The sequence below is a fragment of the Uliginosibacterium flavum genome (genome assembly GCF_040566545.1).
Classification (GTDB): Bacteria; Pseudomonadota; Gammaproteobacteria; order Burkholderiales; family Rhodocyclaceae; genus Uliginosibacterium; species Uliginosibacterium flavum.
Window position 1 is genome coordinate 246,881 of record NZ_JBEWZI010000001.1, and the last position, 14,004, is coordinate 260,884.

11 protein-coding genes are annotated in these 14,004 nt (G+C 62.6%); 1 reads left to right on the plus strand and 10 read right to left on the minus strand.

Annotated elements, in window-relative coordinates:
* Positions 1–196 precede the first annotated feature (196 nt).
* From ABXR19_RS01060 to purB, 5 genes are all read right to left on the minus strand, one after another.
* Positions 197–943, minus strand: a complete 747-nt coding sequence (locus ABXR19_RS01060) for a PP2C family protein-serine/threonine phosphatase (RefSeq protein ID WP_354599217.1) — start codon at positions 941–943, stop codon at positions 197–199.
* 85 nt (positions 944–1,028) lie between these two features.
* Positions 1,029–1,898, minus strand: a complete 870-nt coding sequence (locus ABXR19_RS01065; protein ID WP_354599218.1) for an HDOD domain-containing protein — start codon at positions 1,896–1,898, stop codon at positions 1,029–1,031.
* A 57-nt stretch (positions 1,899–1,955) separates the two neighbouring features.
* Complete coding sequence (locus tag ABXR19_RS01070) at positions 1,956–2,342, minus strand: MAPEG family protein (protein ID WP_354599219.1); 387 nt, start codon at positions 2,340–2,342, stop codon at positions 1,956–1,958.
* Positions 2,339–3,169: a glutamate racemase gene (gene murI, locus ABXR19_RS01075; RefSeq protein ID WP_354599220.1), complete on the minus strand. Its 831-nt coding sequence runs from the start codon at positions 3,167–3,169 to the stop codon at positions 2,339–2,341. The genes ABXR19_RS01070 and murI overlap by 4 nt, the downstream gene beginning before the upstream one ends.
* Positions 3,170–3,178: 9 nt before the next feature.
* Positions 3,179–4,555: an adenylosuccinate lyase gene (purB, locus tag ABXR19_RS01080; RefSeq protein WP_354599221.1), complete on the minus strand. Its 1,377-nt coding sequence runs from the start codon at positions 4,553–4,555 to the stop codon at positions 3,179–3,181.
* A gap of 183 nt (positions 4,556–4,738) precedes the next feature.
* On the opposite strand from purB, the gene ABXR19_RS01085 reads away from it, so the two are divergent.
* Positions 4,739–5,983, plus strand: a complete 1,245-nt coding sequence (locus ABXR19_RS01085; RefSeq protein ID WP_354599222.1) for a nitronate monooxygenase — start codon at positions 4,739–4,741, stop codon at positions 5,981–5,983.
* A gap of 78 nt (positions 5,984–6,061) precedes the next feature.
* On the opposite strand, the gene ABXR19_RS01090 is transcribed toward ABXR19_RS01085, so the two are convergent.
* The 5 genes from ABXR19_RS01090 to ABXR19_RS01110 form a co-directional block, all read right to left on the minus strand.
* A complete protein-coding gene (locus ABXR19_RS01090) occupies positions 6,062–8,362 on the minus strand; it encodes a glycosyltransferase (RefSeq protein WP_354599223.1) in 2,301 nt (766 codons plus the stop codon).
* The gene (locus ABXR19_RS01095; protein WP_354599224.1) at positions 8,359–9,483 is read right to left on the minus strand and encodes a glycosyltransferase family 4 protein; all 1,125 of its coding nucleotides are present in this window, start codon (positions 9,481–9,483) and stop codon (positions 8,359–8,361) included. The genes ABXR19_RS01090 and ABXR19_RS01095 overlap by 4 nt, the downstream gene beginning before the upstream one ends.
* Entirely contained in the window at positions 9,480–10,907 is a 1,428-nt protein-coding gene (locus ABXR19_RS01100) for a lipopolysaccharide biosynthesis protein (RefSeq protein WP_354599225.1), read from the minus strand. Before ABXR19_RS01100 ends, ABXR19_RS01095 begins: the two co-directional genes overlap by 4 nt.
* Positions 10,904–12,004, minus strand: a complete 1,101-nt coding sequence (locus ABXR19_RS01105; RefSeq protein WP_354599226.1) for a glycosyltransferase — start codon at positions 12,002–12,004, stop codon at positions 10,904–10,906. Before ABXR19_RS01105 ends, ABXR19_RS01100 begins: the two co-directional genes overlap by 4 nt.
* 295 nt (positions 12,005–12,299) lie before the next feature.
* The gene (locus ABXR19_RS01110; RefSeq protein WP_354599227.1) at positions 12,300–14,003 is read right to left on the minus strand and encodes an O-antigen ligase family protein; all 1,704 of its coding nucleotides are present in this window, start codon (positions 14,001–14,003) and stop codon (positions 12,300–12,302) included.
* Position 14,004: the final 1 nt, after the last annotated feature.

A 14,004-nucleotide genomic window follows, 5' to 3' on the forward strand; every position in this document is an offset into this window, starting at 1 on the left:
CAAGACGGCCCGGCTTTGTTTTTAAACTGCCCGAAAATCGTACAAGGAAATGCTTTAATCAGATGCATGCACGCAAAAAACGGGCCTTTCGGCCCGTTCAGAAATACACCATCGTTCAAGCTGAAGACTCAATACCGGCGTGGCTTTGCAAGCATACCCATTGAGCACTCAGCACTCCGCCGCAGGCAGCAAGCTTTCAGGTCGGCATGATCTTGACAATGGCCAGCGAGATATTGTCGCCGCAGCCCTCGCCACGACTGCGCGCGGCGTTGATCAACACCCGTGCGGCAGCACGGGCATCCAGTTCATGCAATGTATTGCCCAACTCCTCATCGCCCACCAGACCCCACAGACCATCGGAACACAGCAGGAAGCAATCGCCGGGTTCCAGTTCGGGTGCGCCACCGTAATCGATGCGCGGCTCTTTTTCTGCGCCCAGACACGACAGCAGTAGATTGCGCTGCGGGTGATGCAGGGCCATTTCCTCGGTGATGCGGTTGGTGCGGATCAGCTCCCCGACCAAGGAGTGATCAGGCGTGTGCGAGACCATTTTGCCGCGCCGGAAGTGATACAGCCGGGAATCGCCACAATGCGCCCAATCCGCATGACCGGGGCGCAGCACCATGACGACCGCCGTGCTGTGCGGATCGGCTTCGCTGGTGAAACGCGTGAGTTTGATGACGACGTGTGCCTCGTCGATAACGCTGCGCAGGAACTCCTGAGTCGCCTCGCCACTGGGCTGGAATTCCGAAAAATTCTGCTTGGCTTTGAGAATCACCTGCTGCGCGGCAATCGCCCCGCCAGTGTGACCGCCCATACCGTCGGCCAACACGGCCAGAAGACAATCCGAACGGGTCGGATGCGGCAGGATGGCGACACGATCCTGTTGCTCGTGACGATCGCCAATTTGCATGGCACAACAGGTATCTATGGCGAAAGGCATTCGGCTCTTTTAGGTGAATTTGACGATTTTGGTAATTTTATAACTAAACCCATGCTTGCGCGATGGCCGCTCGCCAGACGGTTCGCTATTCTGCCTGCAAGCCGTGAAACATATCGAGCACTGTGTCACACAACTCGTGCAAATCAGCTGGATAAACGCCCAGCTCTTCAAGCACCGGTTTGGCAATCCGCTCCCACTCGGGATTGCTCAAGCCACGCTCTTCGGAATAGATCTGAATCGCCAGTTGCAGCACCGCCACCATCGAGCGTGAAGCCTGCGCAGTGAGGCCCGCCAGATCGTGGTGGTGCAGGATCGCATTGGCCACGAAATCAGGCAAGCGCCAGTGACGGGCGAGCAGATAGCCAATCGAGCAATGATCCACTTGAAAAGCGCGATCTTCCGCTGCGGCGTCCGCCCATTGACTGGGCGGCGCGTTCGTGCCGGTAGCCTTGCAGTAGTCAGGGAAACGCTGCATCAGGATCGGCACGCCACAATCGTGGAAAATGCCAGCCATGTAGGCCTGCTCGGCAAAGATATTGCAAACGGAGACTCGCTCATACGCCACCACGGAAGCGATCTGGGCAATATCGCCAGAGCGTGCCCAGAACTGCTCCAGCATCGGGCTCTTGCTGCCGAAAGCAGCCGTCAAACCATAGGATTGCACCAGCATTGCCGTTTGGCGTACGCCAACCAGGACAAGAATCTGTTCGACCGATTGCGGCGGGCGGCGACGCGCAAAGGCCGCAGAACGGGTGATCTTGTAAAGCATTGCGGTCAGCCCGGCATCCTGCGCAATCACATCGGCCATCACGCGCAGGTCCAGATCATTGGTCTGGAGCATGCTCACCACCTCTTGCACAAGCTTGGGTTGCGGCGGAATACGGATGCCAGAGGAGACCAGTCTGGCTACCTCGGCATCAATCTGTTCGGAACTTTGACAGGCGCTCGTTTGCATCCTCTGAATAACGTCCGGCGCAAGCGGAACTGAAGTCAGGCACGGCAAAAAACGGATTCAGATGACCGCAATCATCAAACGTAAACAGCTGGCAAAACCGACTGCCCAACACAAGGATCGTATGCTGGCCAAATCCAGGAGATAGCACGCCGCATACGCCACGCGTGCCGCGATGAAAATCCAGGCCCACAGTGCCACGCTGCCCGCATCCAGCCCCGCCTGCAGCGCCATTAGTACCGCCGCCACAAACACCGGAAAAGCCTCCCAGCTGTTCTGCTGCGCCCAGTTCGCGCGTTGCGGCCAGCCAGCGAGACGCGCCAGCGATTGGCGCGGCGCGGCGTTGTCGTAATCCACGCCCAGCTTCTTGCCGCCAAACTTGGCGAGTCCCGCGAGCACAAGAGGAAAAACTGCGGCCAGCAGAATGCACAGATAGGCTTGGTTCATGAGCTTCTTTCAGACAAGGAAATCATGCAATCGGAAGGCGGCAAAGGCTTGCCACCGGAAAACCCGGGCCACAACACGCCCAGGGCATGCTCAACCGCGGCCAATTCACCACTGGCCCAGAACTGTTCGCTGCCACCCCGCGGACTGGCGAGCATTCCGCGTTCGCTCAGCTTGCGCTGCACTTGCGCCGCCACCGCCTCGCCAGTGTCGATCACCTGCACACCTGATCCGACGATAGCTTCGACTTGTTTGCGCAAAAAAACATAGTGCGTACAGCCCAGCACGATCACATCCGCGCCACCCGTCAGCAGCGGCGCCAGATGACTTTCGAGCAGACTGAAGAGCCGCGCGGAGCCTTGCTCTCCACGCTCCACAGCTTCGACCAGACCGGTACCAGGGCGGGTCAACACACGCACATTTTTACCGAACTGATCAAGCAGCGCGGCAAAGCGTGCGCTCTCCAGCGTGCCGGTCGTCGCCAGCACGCCAACGACGCCATTCTTCGTCGCAGCCGTCGCCGGCTTGACGGCCGGCTCCATGCCGATCACCGGGACATCCGGCCACTGCGCGCGGATTGCCTGCGCCGCAGCCGCCGTTGCGGTATTGCAGGCCAGCACCAGCGCCTTGGCGCCCTGCTCCAGTAAAAAGCCGCACAACTCGAGTGAGCGTGCGGTGATCAGGGCTTGCGGTTTTTCACCATAGGGCGCGTGGCCCGAATCCGCGCAGTAGAGCAGATCCTCGGCCGGCAGCAGTGCACGGATCTCGCGCAAGACGGACACGCCGCCCACGCCAGAATCGAATACGCCGATGGGACGCGGATCGCTCATCGAACCTGCTTAGATTTTCTTCGCGAGTTCAGCCGCCGCGCCGATGTAGCTCGCCGGTGTCATTGCCAGCAGGCGCGCCTTGTCGGCCGGTGGAATCTCCAGCCCGGTGACGAACTCCTGCAGCGCTTCCTTGCTGATGCCCGCGCCACGCGTCATCTTCTTGAGTTGGTCATACGGATTCTCGAAGCCATAGCGGCGCATCACCGTCTGGATCGGCTCGGCCAGCACTTCCCAGGCGTTGTCGATATCGGCGGCCAGCGCCGCCGGGTTGGCTTCCAGCTTGCCCAAGCCGCGCAGACAGGAATCCAGACCCAGCAGGCTGTGGCCAATCGCCACGCCCATGTTGCGCAGCACGGTGGAATCGGTCAGGTCGCGCTGCATGCGCGAGATCGGCAGCTTCTCGCTGAAATGACGCAGCAGAGAATTCGATACACCGAAATTGCCTTCGGCATTCTCGAAGTCGATCGGATTGACCTTGTGCGGCATGGTCGAACTGCCGACTTCGCCATCTTTCAGGCGCTGCTTGAAGAAGCCCAGCGAGATGTACATCCACAGATCGCGGCAGGCGTCGATCAGCATGGTGTTGGCGCGCGCCACGGCATCGAACAGCTCGGCCATCGAGTCGTGCGGCTCAATCTGGATCGTGTAGGGATTGAAGACCAGGCCCATCGACTCGATGAATTTCTGGTTGAAGGCGGCCCAATCCACTTCCGGATACGCCGACAGATGCGCGTTGTAGTTGCCCACCGCACCATTGAACTTGGCCGTCATCTCCACCGCCGCAATCGCCTTGCGTGCGCGTTTGAGACGGTAGGCGATATTGGCCATTTCCTTGCCCATGGTCGTCGGGCTGGCCGGCTGGCCGTGGGTACGCGAAAGCATGGGCACATCGGCAAGTTCATGCGCGAGTTGAACGAAACGCTCGACCACCTTGTCAAACTGCGGCAGATAGGCCTGATCGCGCGACTCCTGCAGCATCAGGGCGTGCGAGGTGTTGTTGATGTCTTCGGAGGTACAGGCAAAGTGAATGAACTCGGCGGCCTTGGTCACCTCGGGATTAGCGCCAAAGCGCTGCTCCTTCATCCAGTATTCCATGGCCTTCACGTCGTGATTGGTCTTGGCTTCGATCTGCTTGATCGCTTCGCCATCGGCTTCCGAGAAATCTGCCACGGCGCGCTCGAAATCGGCCAGCGTAGCCGCGGAGAACGGCACCACTTCAGGAATTTCAGGCGAGGCGGCCAGCGCCTTGAGCCATTCGATTTCGACGCGCACACGGTTGCGGATCAGACCGAACTCGGAAAAATGCGGACGCAGTGCGTCGAGTTTGCCGGCGTAGCGACCATCAAGCGGCGAAAGGGCAAGCAGGGTATTGAGCTGGGAAGACATGAGCAGTTCCGATGAAAATTGAGCTTTTGAGCGCCGATTATAGCCGGGCGCGCAGGCTTTTCGCCCCGAAGAAGACCTGGCCCGGTACAATTCGCCGGTTACAGAGAGCGGGCACTTGCCTGCGCACAAGGCGGCGCGTCAATGGCCGTCACGCCGCCCACCGCGGCCAATTAGGAAGCTTTAATGAAGAAACTGGATGATTTTCGTCTGATGTTCGGCCAGCGCGAGTTCGTGCCGATCATGATCGGCGGCATGGGTGTCGACATCTCGACGGCCGCTCTGGCCCTCGAAGCCGCCCGTCTCGGTGGCATCGGCCACATTTCCGACGCGATGATCAAGACGGTGAGTGATCGCCGCTTTGACACCAATTACGTCAAGGAAAAACTGAAACGCTATAAATTCAACGTCGCCAACTCTGACAAATCCGTCGTCCAGTTCCGTCTGGAAGAGCTTGCCGAAGCGACCCGCCTGCACGTTGGCAAGACCATGGAGCAGGTCCGCGGCGCTGGCATGGTCTTCATCAACTGCATGGAAAAGCTGACCATGAACGCACCCAGGGAAACCCTTGCGGTGCGCATGCGCACAGCGCTGGATGCCGGCATCGACGGCATCACGCTGGCCGCTGGCCTGCACTTGGGCAGTTTCGCGATGATCGAAGATCACCCGCGTTTCCGCGATGCCAAGCTGGGCATCATCGTCTCCTCTGTGCGTGCGCTGCAGCTGTTCATCCGCAAGAGTGCGCGCACCAATCGCCTGCCCGACTATGTCGTAGTCGAAGGCCCGCTGGCCGGTGGCCACCTCGGCTTCGGCATGGACTGGGCGAAATACGAGCTCTCCACCATCGTCGCCGAAGTGCTGGCCTGGCTGAAGAACGAGAAGCTGGAAATTCCCGTGATTCCCGCCGGTGGCATCTTCACCGGCACCGACGCCGTGCGCTACATGGAAATGGGCGCAGCCGGCGTGCAAGTGGCGACGCGCTTCACCGTCAGCGACGAATGCGGGCTGCCGGACAAGGTCAAGCAGGAATACTTCAAAGCCAGCGAAGACGATATCGAGGTCAATGAAACCTCGCCGACCGGCTACCCGATGCGCATGCTCAAGAGCAGCCCGTCGATTGGCGCCGGCATCCGTCCGAACTGCGAAGCCTACGGCTACCTGCTCGACGCCACGGGCAACTGCTCCTACATCACGGCCTACAACAAGGCGGTGGAAGCCAACCCCGGCGCCAAAAAAGTGTCAGTCATGGAGAAGACCTGCCTGTGTACGCACATGCGCAACTTCGATTGCTGGACCTGTGGCCACTACACCTATCGCCTCAAGGACACTACGAAGAAACGCGAAGACGGCGGCTATCAGTCGCTCACCGCCGAGCACATCTTCAAGGACTACCAGTTCAGCATTGACAACCAGATCGCCCTGCCCGCCTGATCAGGCAGAGCAAGGTAAACAAAAGGCCGCCTGGAGCAATCCGGCGGCCTTTTTGTTGCATGCGCCCCTCGGTGAAGCCTAAAAGGACGCGTACAAGTCCGCATAGCGCGCCGCCACCGCATCGGCCGCAAACACGCTCTGGGCGCGGCTTCTGGCGGCCATCCCTTGCCTAGCCAATACAGACGGTTCTTCGCAAAGCACCTGCCCGATCAGGTCCGCCAGGCGCCGGTCTTCAGCCGGAGGCACAACCCAGCCTGTTTCGCCGACCATCCAGGCTGCGTCGCCCACATCGGTCACCACGCACGGTACGCCGCAACTCATCGCCTCGGCCACCACATTCGGCAACGCTTCCTGAATCGAGCTGAGTACATACAGATCCAGCGCCGGCAGCAGTTGCGGCACATCCTCGCGCGGCCCCAGCAAGATCACTCGTCCCTGCAGACTCGGCGCAGCGAGCAGCGGCATCAATTCTGGATTGTCAGCACTCACATTCAAGCCGATCAGCAGAAAACGCACGTTCGCCTGCGCTGCAGCAACCATGGCCGCCGCTCGCAGAAAACCTGCGTGGTTTTTACTTGGGTGCAGCCGCCCGACCATACCGACCAGCAGCTCATCGACCGCCACGCCCAGCAAGGCGCGCGAAGCCGCATGAAGCGCCGCATCGGGCTTGAATTGCTCGGTATCGACGCCATTCGGCAGCACCACGCCGGGCGCCGCGAAACCCGCCGCTTCATGCTGAAGCTGCGCCGCGCGCGCCACATACAAGGCCCGCGCCGCGAAACGCGACAGCCAGGCATCCGCGCGGATCACCGCCCGCGTGGCACGACTTTCCAGTTCAAGGCGCGCGAGCGTCTGATGAATTCCCAGCACGACTTTCGCTCGTGGCGCGGCAAAGCGTGCCAGATGCGCGGCCAGATCGCCGTGATACATCCAGCCCTGAATGACATCAGGTTTGAATTGACGCACCGCCCGCCACAGTCGCCACAAGCCGCCCAGCGTCGGGCGCGAGGGCGCCATCCCCAATTCAAAGACTTCGATACCCAGCGCGCGCAAGCTGACGCCGACCTCCTGCGGCTCGCGCAAGGACAGCACCGCGACCACCAGACCCTGCGCCTGCAGACGTGGCAGGAGCCGCTCCAGTGCGCGCTCGGCACCGCCCACGCCAAGCCCGGTCGTCACGAACAGCACGCGCTTCCTTACCGCCGTCGCGTAGCGGCACTCTCCGCTCCCCTCCAGCTTTGCTTCCGGCGAAGCCGCTTCAAGCTCCCCTCGCCCGCTTGCGGGAGAGGAGTTGGGGGAGAGGGCACACGGGAGCGGGGCTGGGGGAGAGGGCAACAAACCCCGCCGCACCTTCAACCAGCTCAGCCGGAACCACACCAGATAAGCCAGCGAAGCCGCCACCAGCACCCCCAGCAATCGTCCTTCCGCCACACCGAATCGCCAGGCCACAAAGGTCGCCGCCGCAATGATCGCCGCCGCCAGCCAGATCAGGCGCACGGCAGCCACTGTCGTCAATCCCATTTCCAGTAGCAGATGATGCGAATGGCCGCGATCGGCCTGCATCGGGTTGCGTCCTTCGGCCGCGCGCCAGAAAGCCACCACGATCAGGTCGATCACCGGCACGGCGACCGGCGCCAACACCACCGTCAGTGGCACACGTGCAATCGAGAAGCCCTGCCAGCTCAGGGACAGCTTGAGGATCAGCCAGCACAGCAGCATCCCGACGGCCAGCGCACCGGCATCGCCCAGAAAAACCCGTGCCCGCGCCTGCCAGGGCAAGCGTGCATTCCACAGCAGAAAGCCCAGCACCGCCGAGCACAACAGCGCTGCGATCAGCGCCAGATCGTGGCGTCCGCTCAAGCCCGCAGCGGCGCCCAGCGAAGCGACCGCAATCGCGATACAGCCTCCGGCCAGACCATCCAGCCCGTCGATCATGTTGATGGCATTGAGGATCGCCACCACCATCAACACCGTCAGCGGCACCGCCGCCCAGCCCAGATCCAGGTGACCGGTCAGAAACGGGATCGGCATCGCATACAGCGCCGCGCCCGTGGCATGCACCAGCCACCAGGCCGCGAAAATCTGCACGACAAGCTTGAGCTTCGCCGACAGGTTGCGCGCGTCATCCACCAAGCCCACCACGAATATCAAGGCCATCGGCCCGGCCACTTCATGCAGACCCGCCAATTGCCCAGCTGCCAGCGTTGCCAGCAGAAAGCCCAGCAGCACGGCGATGCCACCCACCAGGGGAATCGGCGCGGCGTGGCGCTTGCGCTCGTCCGGCAGATCCACCAGACGCAAAGTCGGCGCCCAGCGTGCCAGCAGCAGACAGGCGACCGCACTGCTCACGAAGGCCAGCAGGCACAAAAACATGTTCATAGCCGCTCACCCAAAGCCGATTGATACACCGCGCAGGTCTGCACAATCACCTGCTGATCCGAGAAACGCTGCTCGACATGCGCCCGCGCCGCCGCCCCCATACGTGCACGCAAGACCGCATCGCCCAGCAATTGCAGCAAGGCCGCCGCAAGCTGATCCGGCGCAGCAGGCGGCACCAGCAAGCCGGTCTCGCCATGCACCACCACGTCGCGGCAGCCCGGCACATCGGTCGCGACCATCGGCAGGCCACAGGCCGCGCCTTCCAGCAACGCTCGCGGAATGCCCTCGCCTTGCGTGCTGGCCAGCACGACGATGCTGGCCGACTGATTGAGCGCCAGCACGTCGCTACGCTGGCCAAGAAACTCGACCGCGCCTTGCGCACGCCAGGCCATCAGTTCGGCTTCCGTAATGCTCTCCGGATTACCCGGATCGGGAGCACCGGCCAGCTGAAAACGCACGTCCGGCATCTGCGCACGCACAATGCCCGCCGCCGTGACAAGATCGGATACGCCCTTGGAATGCAGCAGGCGCGCCATCATCAGCACGATGGGCGGCTCAGCCTGACGCGGCGCAGCGACGAAAAATGCCGTGTCGATCCCGTCGCCCGCGATCACCTGCACCCCGCTCTGCGCCAGCACGCCATGAGCGGCGAGCGTGTCGCGATTGTCGGCGTTCTGGAAAATCACCTGCGTGCCGCGCAGCGCCCGCCGATACAGGGCCAGCACCACCGGCCGGATCAGACGCGCCTTGGGCGTCTCGGCCAACAACGCAAAGCCCAGGCCGGTCACCGAATTGACGATGCCGCGCACGCCCGCGCGCCGCGCCGCAAACGAGCCATAAATCACACACTTGATCGTGAAGTGATGCACCAGATCCGGTTTCAGCTCGCGATAGAGCTGGGTGATGCGTCGGATCACCGCCAGCTCGGCCAGCGGATTCACCCCGCTGCGCGACACCGGCAACGGCTCCCAGCGAAAGCCCAATTCGCGCAGGCGCGGGCCGTATTCGCCGGGTGGGCTGAGCAGGATCACCTCATCGCCGCGTGCGCGCAAAGCCTTGGCCAGCGAGAGTTTGAAGTTGAAAAGAAACCAGTCGGTGTTGGCGAACAGTACGATCTTCATACCGGCCTGCCTGTCAGACGCCCGCGCACGCTATCGAAATCCGCCATCAACATCACCAATACATACACTGTTGCGCCCACCAGCGCCTTGGCGGCTACGCCAAACCATCCCGCCGCCGGCCACGCCAGCAGCAAACCTGCCATCACGCCCGCGCCCAGCAAAGGCGGCCACAACAAGACCAGCGGCAAGCGATGGCACAGCACGCCACGCCCGGCCCACAAACTCAAACCAATCCCGAGACTTTGCCCCAGCAGCAAGCCCAGCGCCGCACCAGCCGTACCCATCTGCGGCACCATCCACCAGGCGATCAGCAAGGACGCCAACGCCGCACCCGCTATGCTCGCCGAATGCCGCCAGACGCGGCGCGCCAGCAGCAAGGGCAAATCAAAATAATAGGCTTTCACCGCCGCCACAATCGCCGCCGCCGTCACCAGTGGCAGCAGCAAAGACGGAAGCTGCGTGAACGCCGCGCCATACATCAGCGGCACCACCTCCGGCAGCAGCAGTGCAAAGCCCACCCCAGCCGGCAGGATCACCGCCAGGCCCAGCGCTGCATAGCGCCCATACAGGCGCTGCGCCTCGGCAAAATCCTGTTGCCCCCAGGCCAGCACCATGCGCGGATACCAGGCCGTGCACAAGCCGCTGAAAATCAGGCCCAGCGTCTGCTGCGCCAGATCGGCCACGGCGCTGTAACGGCCCAGATCGGCCAGCGGCACCAATTGCTGCAAGAGATAACGGTCGCCCCACAAGAGCAGGTAACCCAGCAAGGAAGTAATCATCAGCGGCCCGGCGAAACCGGCCACCAGACGCAGCATGTCGCGCGATGGCAAAGCCGCGGAATCCGGGCTCAGCACCGCTCCCCACCACCACAACCGCCCGCCGCTCGCCAGAGCCGCCACCAGAAATGCAATCGCCATCGCCGCCAGCACCGCCGCTGCACCGCCACCCGCGCGCAGCACGCCCCAGGCCAGCAGCAAAGTCAGCAGTGCCTTGCCCAGAAACTGCAACGAATAACGCAGACTTTGCTGCGCCGCCGCCAGATAATTCCCACTGAAATCAAACATCCCCTGCGCCAATGCCATACACGCAGCGGCCACCAATACATGCCTGGAGAGCAGCGCCCAGCCTGCCTCTTCAGCCAGCCATGCCGCACACACAAGCAGCACGCCTGTCCCCAGCAGCATTGCCCGCAGAAGTCCGACCAGTGCGGCTCTCAGGGCTAGCTCGCCATAGAATCGCGCCAGCATGCCATTCAGCGGATTGAACAGGATCAGCGTCACCACCGCCGAGGCCGCCAGCCCCAGCGTCAGTTGCCCGTACCCGGCCGGCCCCAACCCGCGCACGATCAGCGCCAGACTGGCCATCGCCAGCGCGCCTGAAGCGATACGCACCGCAACGTAGGCGGCGGAAGTGCGCAGACTCATCGCAGCCCCTCAGCCAGCTTGATCCAGCGCTGCGCCACCGCCGGCGCCGCAAAGATCGCCGCGCGCTCACGCAGCCTCACCTGCAAAGCCAGCCGCGCGTCGTCCTTCAAATCCAGTTGCGCCTGCATCGCCGCCGACAAAGCCGCCACATCGCCGACCGGCAACAACAAGTCCTGCAGATCGGAGCCGAGAATCTCCGGCGGACCATAAGGACAACGCGAGGCCAGCACTTGGCAGCCCTGACCCATCGCCTCCATCAGCACGTTGGACCAACCCTCGAAGCGCGAACTCATCACGAACAGCGCCGCGCGCCGGTAGAAAGGCTGCGGATCGCGCTGCCAGCCCACGCAATGCACGTCGTTCAAACCGAGCCGATCAATTTCGGCCCGCAGCCAGTCACGATCCGGCCCGTCGCCGACGATCACCAGCGGCGGCCTTTTAGCAGGCAAAGCGACATAGGCCGCCAGCACCACATCCAGGCCCTTGGTATGCCGATCCAGGCGGCCGACAAACAGGATGAAGCCCGCCGGCAAGGATTCCGCCACGACACGCGACTCAGCCAAGCCAGCGTCATCACGCTGCAGCAAAGGATTCGGGATGTGCTTCAGGCGCTGGACAGGCAAATGCAAAGCCGCCGCCAGCTCGTCACGCACGCCCTGCGACACCGCCACCACAGCGGCAGGTAAGCGATAAAACAGCGCCAGCAAGGCACGTCGCCCGCGCCCAAGCCATTGCGGATTGTGATGCACGCTGACCACCAACTTGTTCAGCCAGCCGCCACGCAGCCCAGCCAGCGCGCAAACCATACCGGCCTCGTCCATGAAAGCCATCACCGCGTCCGGCTGGAATTCGCGCGCCACGCGGCCCACGACAGCCACGCGGCGCAACGCGGTTTTCAAGCGCGGCCACAACCCGGCTTGCGCAGGCAGATGCATATCCTCAATGGGAACACCGAAATCCAGTTGCTCGCCCGCCGCATTGAAAGCCAGCACCCGCACGCGATGCGTCTGTGCCTGCGCCCACTCGCGTGACAGCACCGCCGCGACCTGCTCGGCACCACCACCATACACAAGGGGAATCACGACGAGGATTTTCATGCGGGCGAAAATGGGCGAAAAAGCGAAGCGCGCAGTATACGTCCTCACCTCAAGCGCAGCCCTGTGACAAGGAGCAAAAGCGCGCCTTTGCACGCTGGAGCCAACAGGCCCGAACACTCCATCCTCCTTTTCAGGGAAAGGTGGGGGTAAAAAAACGTCAATCAAGGACTGGCCTTGTTGCGCAAAACCCCAATCCGTAGACCACGACTTGCGACTTGCGACTTGCGACTTGCGACTTGCGACTTGCGACTTGCGACTTGCGACTTGCGACTTGCGACTTGCGACAGCAATCAGCTCACTGCAAACAAGCCCGCCCACCAATCCGGTAACCGCGCTTGGCCGCCTCGTCATACGCCCGCGCCCAATCATTCAGCGCCGGGCGGTGATAGGGAAAGCCATCACACATTGCCACCACAATGCGCTTGAGCGCCGGACCACGCTCGCTCAGCGCGTAGGCCTCGCCACAACGCATCATCAGATACCAGCCCGGCTTGTACTGCCAGTGCGCATCGCAGCGATCCGCGATCTGCGCCGCATCGCCTTCGTCCGGATGCCAGCTTTGCAGACGCAGGCTCTCGGCATGCAGGGCGAACACCGAATAGCGCGATACCTTTGCCAATTGCTCGCGCGCCTTGATGCGCGTCGCCAGCTTCGTGTCCGGCTCCTCGGCGGCCAGCGTCTGGTAGGCCGCACGCACCGCAAACCAGTCAAACGCCACCCAACTCAACACCACCACAGCCAACGCTGCCACGCCCGCGCCAAGCCAGAGCGGTAAGCGCAGCACCGGCAGACGCAGATTTTCGCCATCTGCCACGCCCATCGCCAACGCCACCGGAACCAGCAGATAGGCGTACCACAGCGGATATTCCACCATGCTGTGCAGGCCCACCACGCCGACACAGGCCAACGCCCACATACGCGCGGCGGTCGGCACAAACAACAGCTGGCGCAGATACCACAGCAGCAGCCCGCCGATCACCAGCACGGTCAGCGGCAAACCGAATTCCGCACCCATGTTCAATGGCAGATTGTGTGCATGCTCGGCAAACTTGGGAAAGGTGGCGGGCGGCGTCGTAAACATCGCATCGATGGACGCCTTGTAAAAAGTCGCCGGCCCCTGCCCCAGCCACGGATGCGCCACAATCGCCTGCCAGGCCGCCGTCCAGTTGAACAGGCGCTGGCCGTTCGAGCCGGCATCGCCCGCCCGATCCAGCGCGGTCGTCACACCGAAGGAATTCAGAATATGGCCGTAGGTCACCAGCGCCTGCGCCAGCACCGAAAATGCCGCCACCACCAGCAAGGCCTGCCCGATGCGCCGTGCCGCCGGATCACCGCGCCACAGGCTCAGCCCGCCCAGCACCAGGAAGGCTGCGGTGTAAAGCAGCGAGCCACGTGAAGCCGAAGCCGCCGCCGCCAGCGCCAGCCAAGCCGCCAACGGCAGCGCTAGCCACGCATTCAGCCAACGCCGCGCGAACAGAAAACTCAAGGAACCCAGCCCCAGGAACAGCAGATCCGCATAATGATTGGCCTGCCCGACATTGCCGAAGGCCTGCAGATAGATCTTGCCCATCACCAGCCCGCCCAGCGTAACGCCGGAAAGCTGCAAAACCCCGGCCAAGGATTGCAGCAGCGCACCCCCCAACATGCCGGCCGCCATCGCATCGACCAAAGTCCCCGAGCGCAGACTCGCCCCCAGCGCGTAGCACAGCAGGAACAAGCCCAGATACACCGCATAGCCCAAGCCTGGCGTGCGCAGTTGCCAGCCCAGACAGGCCAGCAACACCAGCAGGATCAAGCCCGCCGCACCGCCGACCCGAAGCTCCAGCCCCTGCGGCCGGGCAATCACCCACCCGGCAAAGCTCAGCACTGCCGCCAGGGCCATAGCCCACTCCGCGTACACCACGGTTTGCGGATTGGGGTGGATATTGATCAGGGAAGACAGCACCAGACCGACAAACAACGGAATAGCGGCTAGCCAAAACAGGCGTTGAGAGATCATG

What these genes read in the sequence shown, in the direction of transcription:
- ABXR19_RS01100 (WP_354599225.1), bottom strand. Translation starts at nt 10,907, where the DNA reads ATGAGTCTGCGCACTTCCGCCGCCTACGTTGCGGTGCGTATCGCTTCA.
- ABXR19_RS01095 (WP_354599224.1), bottom strand. Translation starts at nt 9,483, where the DNA reads ATGAAGATCGTACTGTTCGCCAACACCGACTGGTTTCTTTTCAACTTC.
- ABXR19_RS01090 (WP_354599223.1), bottom strand. Translation starts at nt 8,362, where the DNA reads ATGAACATGTTTTTGTGCCTGCTGGCCTTCGTGAGCAGTGCGGTCGCC.
- murI (WP_354599220.1), bottom strand. Translation starts at nt 3,169, where the DNA reads ATGAGCGATCCGCGTCCCATCGGCGTATTCGATTCTGGCGTGGGCGGC.
- purB (WP_354599221.1), bottom strand. Translation starts at nt 4,555, where the DNA reads ATGTCTTCCCAGCTCAATACCCTGCTTGCCCTTTCGCCGCTTGATGGT.
- ABXR19_RS01105 (WP_354599226.1), bottom strand. Translation starts at nt 12,004, where the DNA reads ATGAAAATCCTCGTCGTGATTCCCCTTGTGTATGGTGGTGGTGCCGAG.
- ABXR19_RS01070 (WP_354599219.1), bottom strand. Translation starts at nt 2,342, where the DNA reads ATGAACCAAGCCTATCTGTGCATTCTGCTGGCCGCAGTTTTTCCTCTT.
- ABXR19_RS01065 (WP_354599218.1), bottom strand. Translation starts at nt 1,898, where the DNA reads ATGCAAACGAGCGCCTGTCAAAGTTCCGAACAGATTGATGCCGAGGTA.
- ABXR19_RS01085 (WP_354599222.1), top strand. Translation starts at nt 4,739, where the DNA reads ATGAAGAAACTGGATGATTTTCGTCTGATGTTCGGCCAGCGCGAGTTC.
- ABXR19_RS01060 (WP_354599217.1), bottom strand. Translation starts at nt 943, where the DNA reads ATGCCTTTCGCCATAGATACCTGTTGTGCCATGCAAATTGGCGATCGT.
- ABXR19_RS01110 (WP_354599227.1), bottom strand. Translation starts at nt 14,003, where the DNA reads ATGATCTCTCAACGCCTGTTTTGGCTAGCCGCTATTCCGTTGTTTGTC.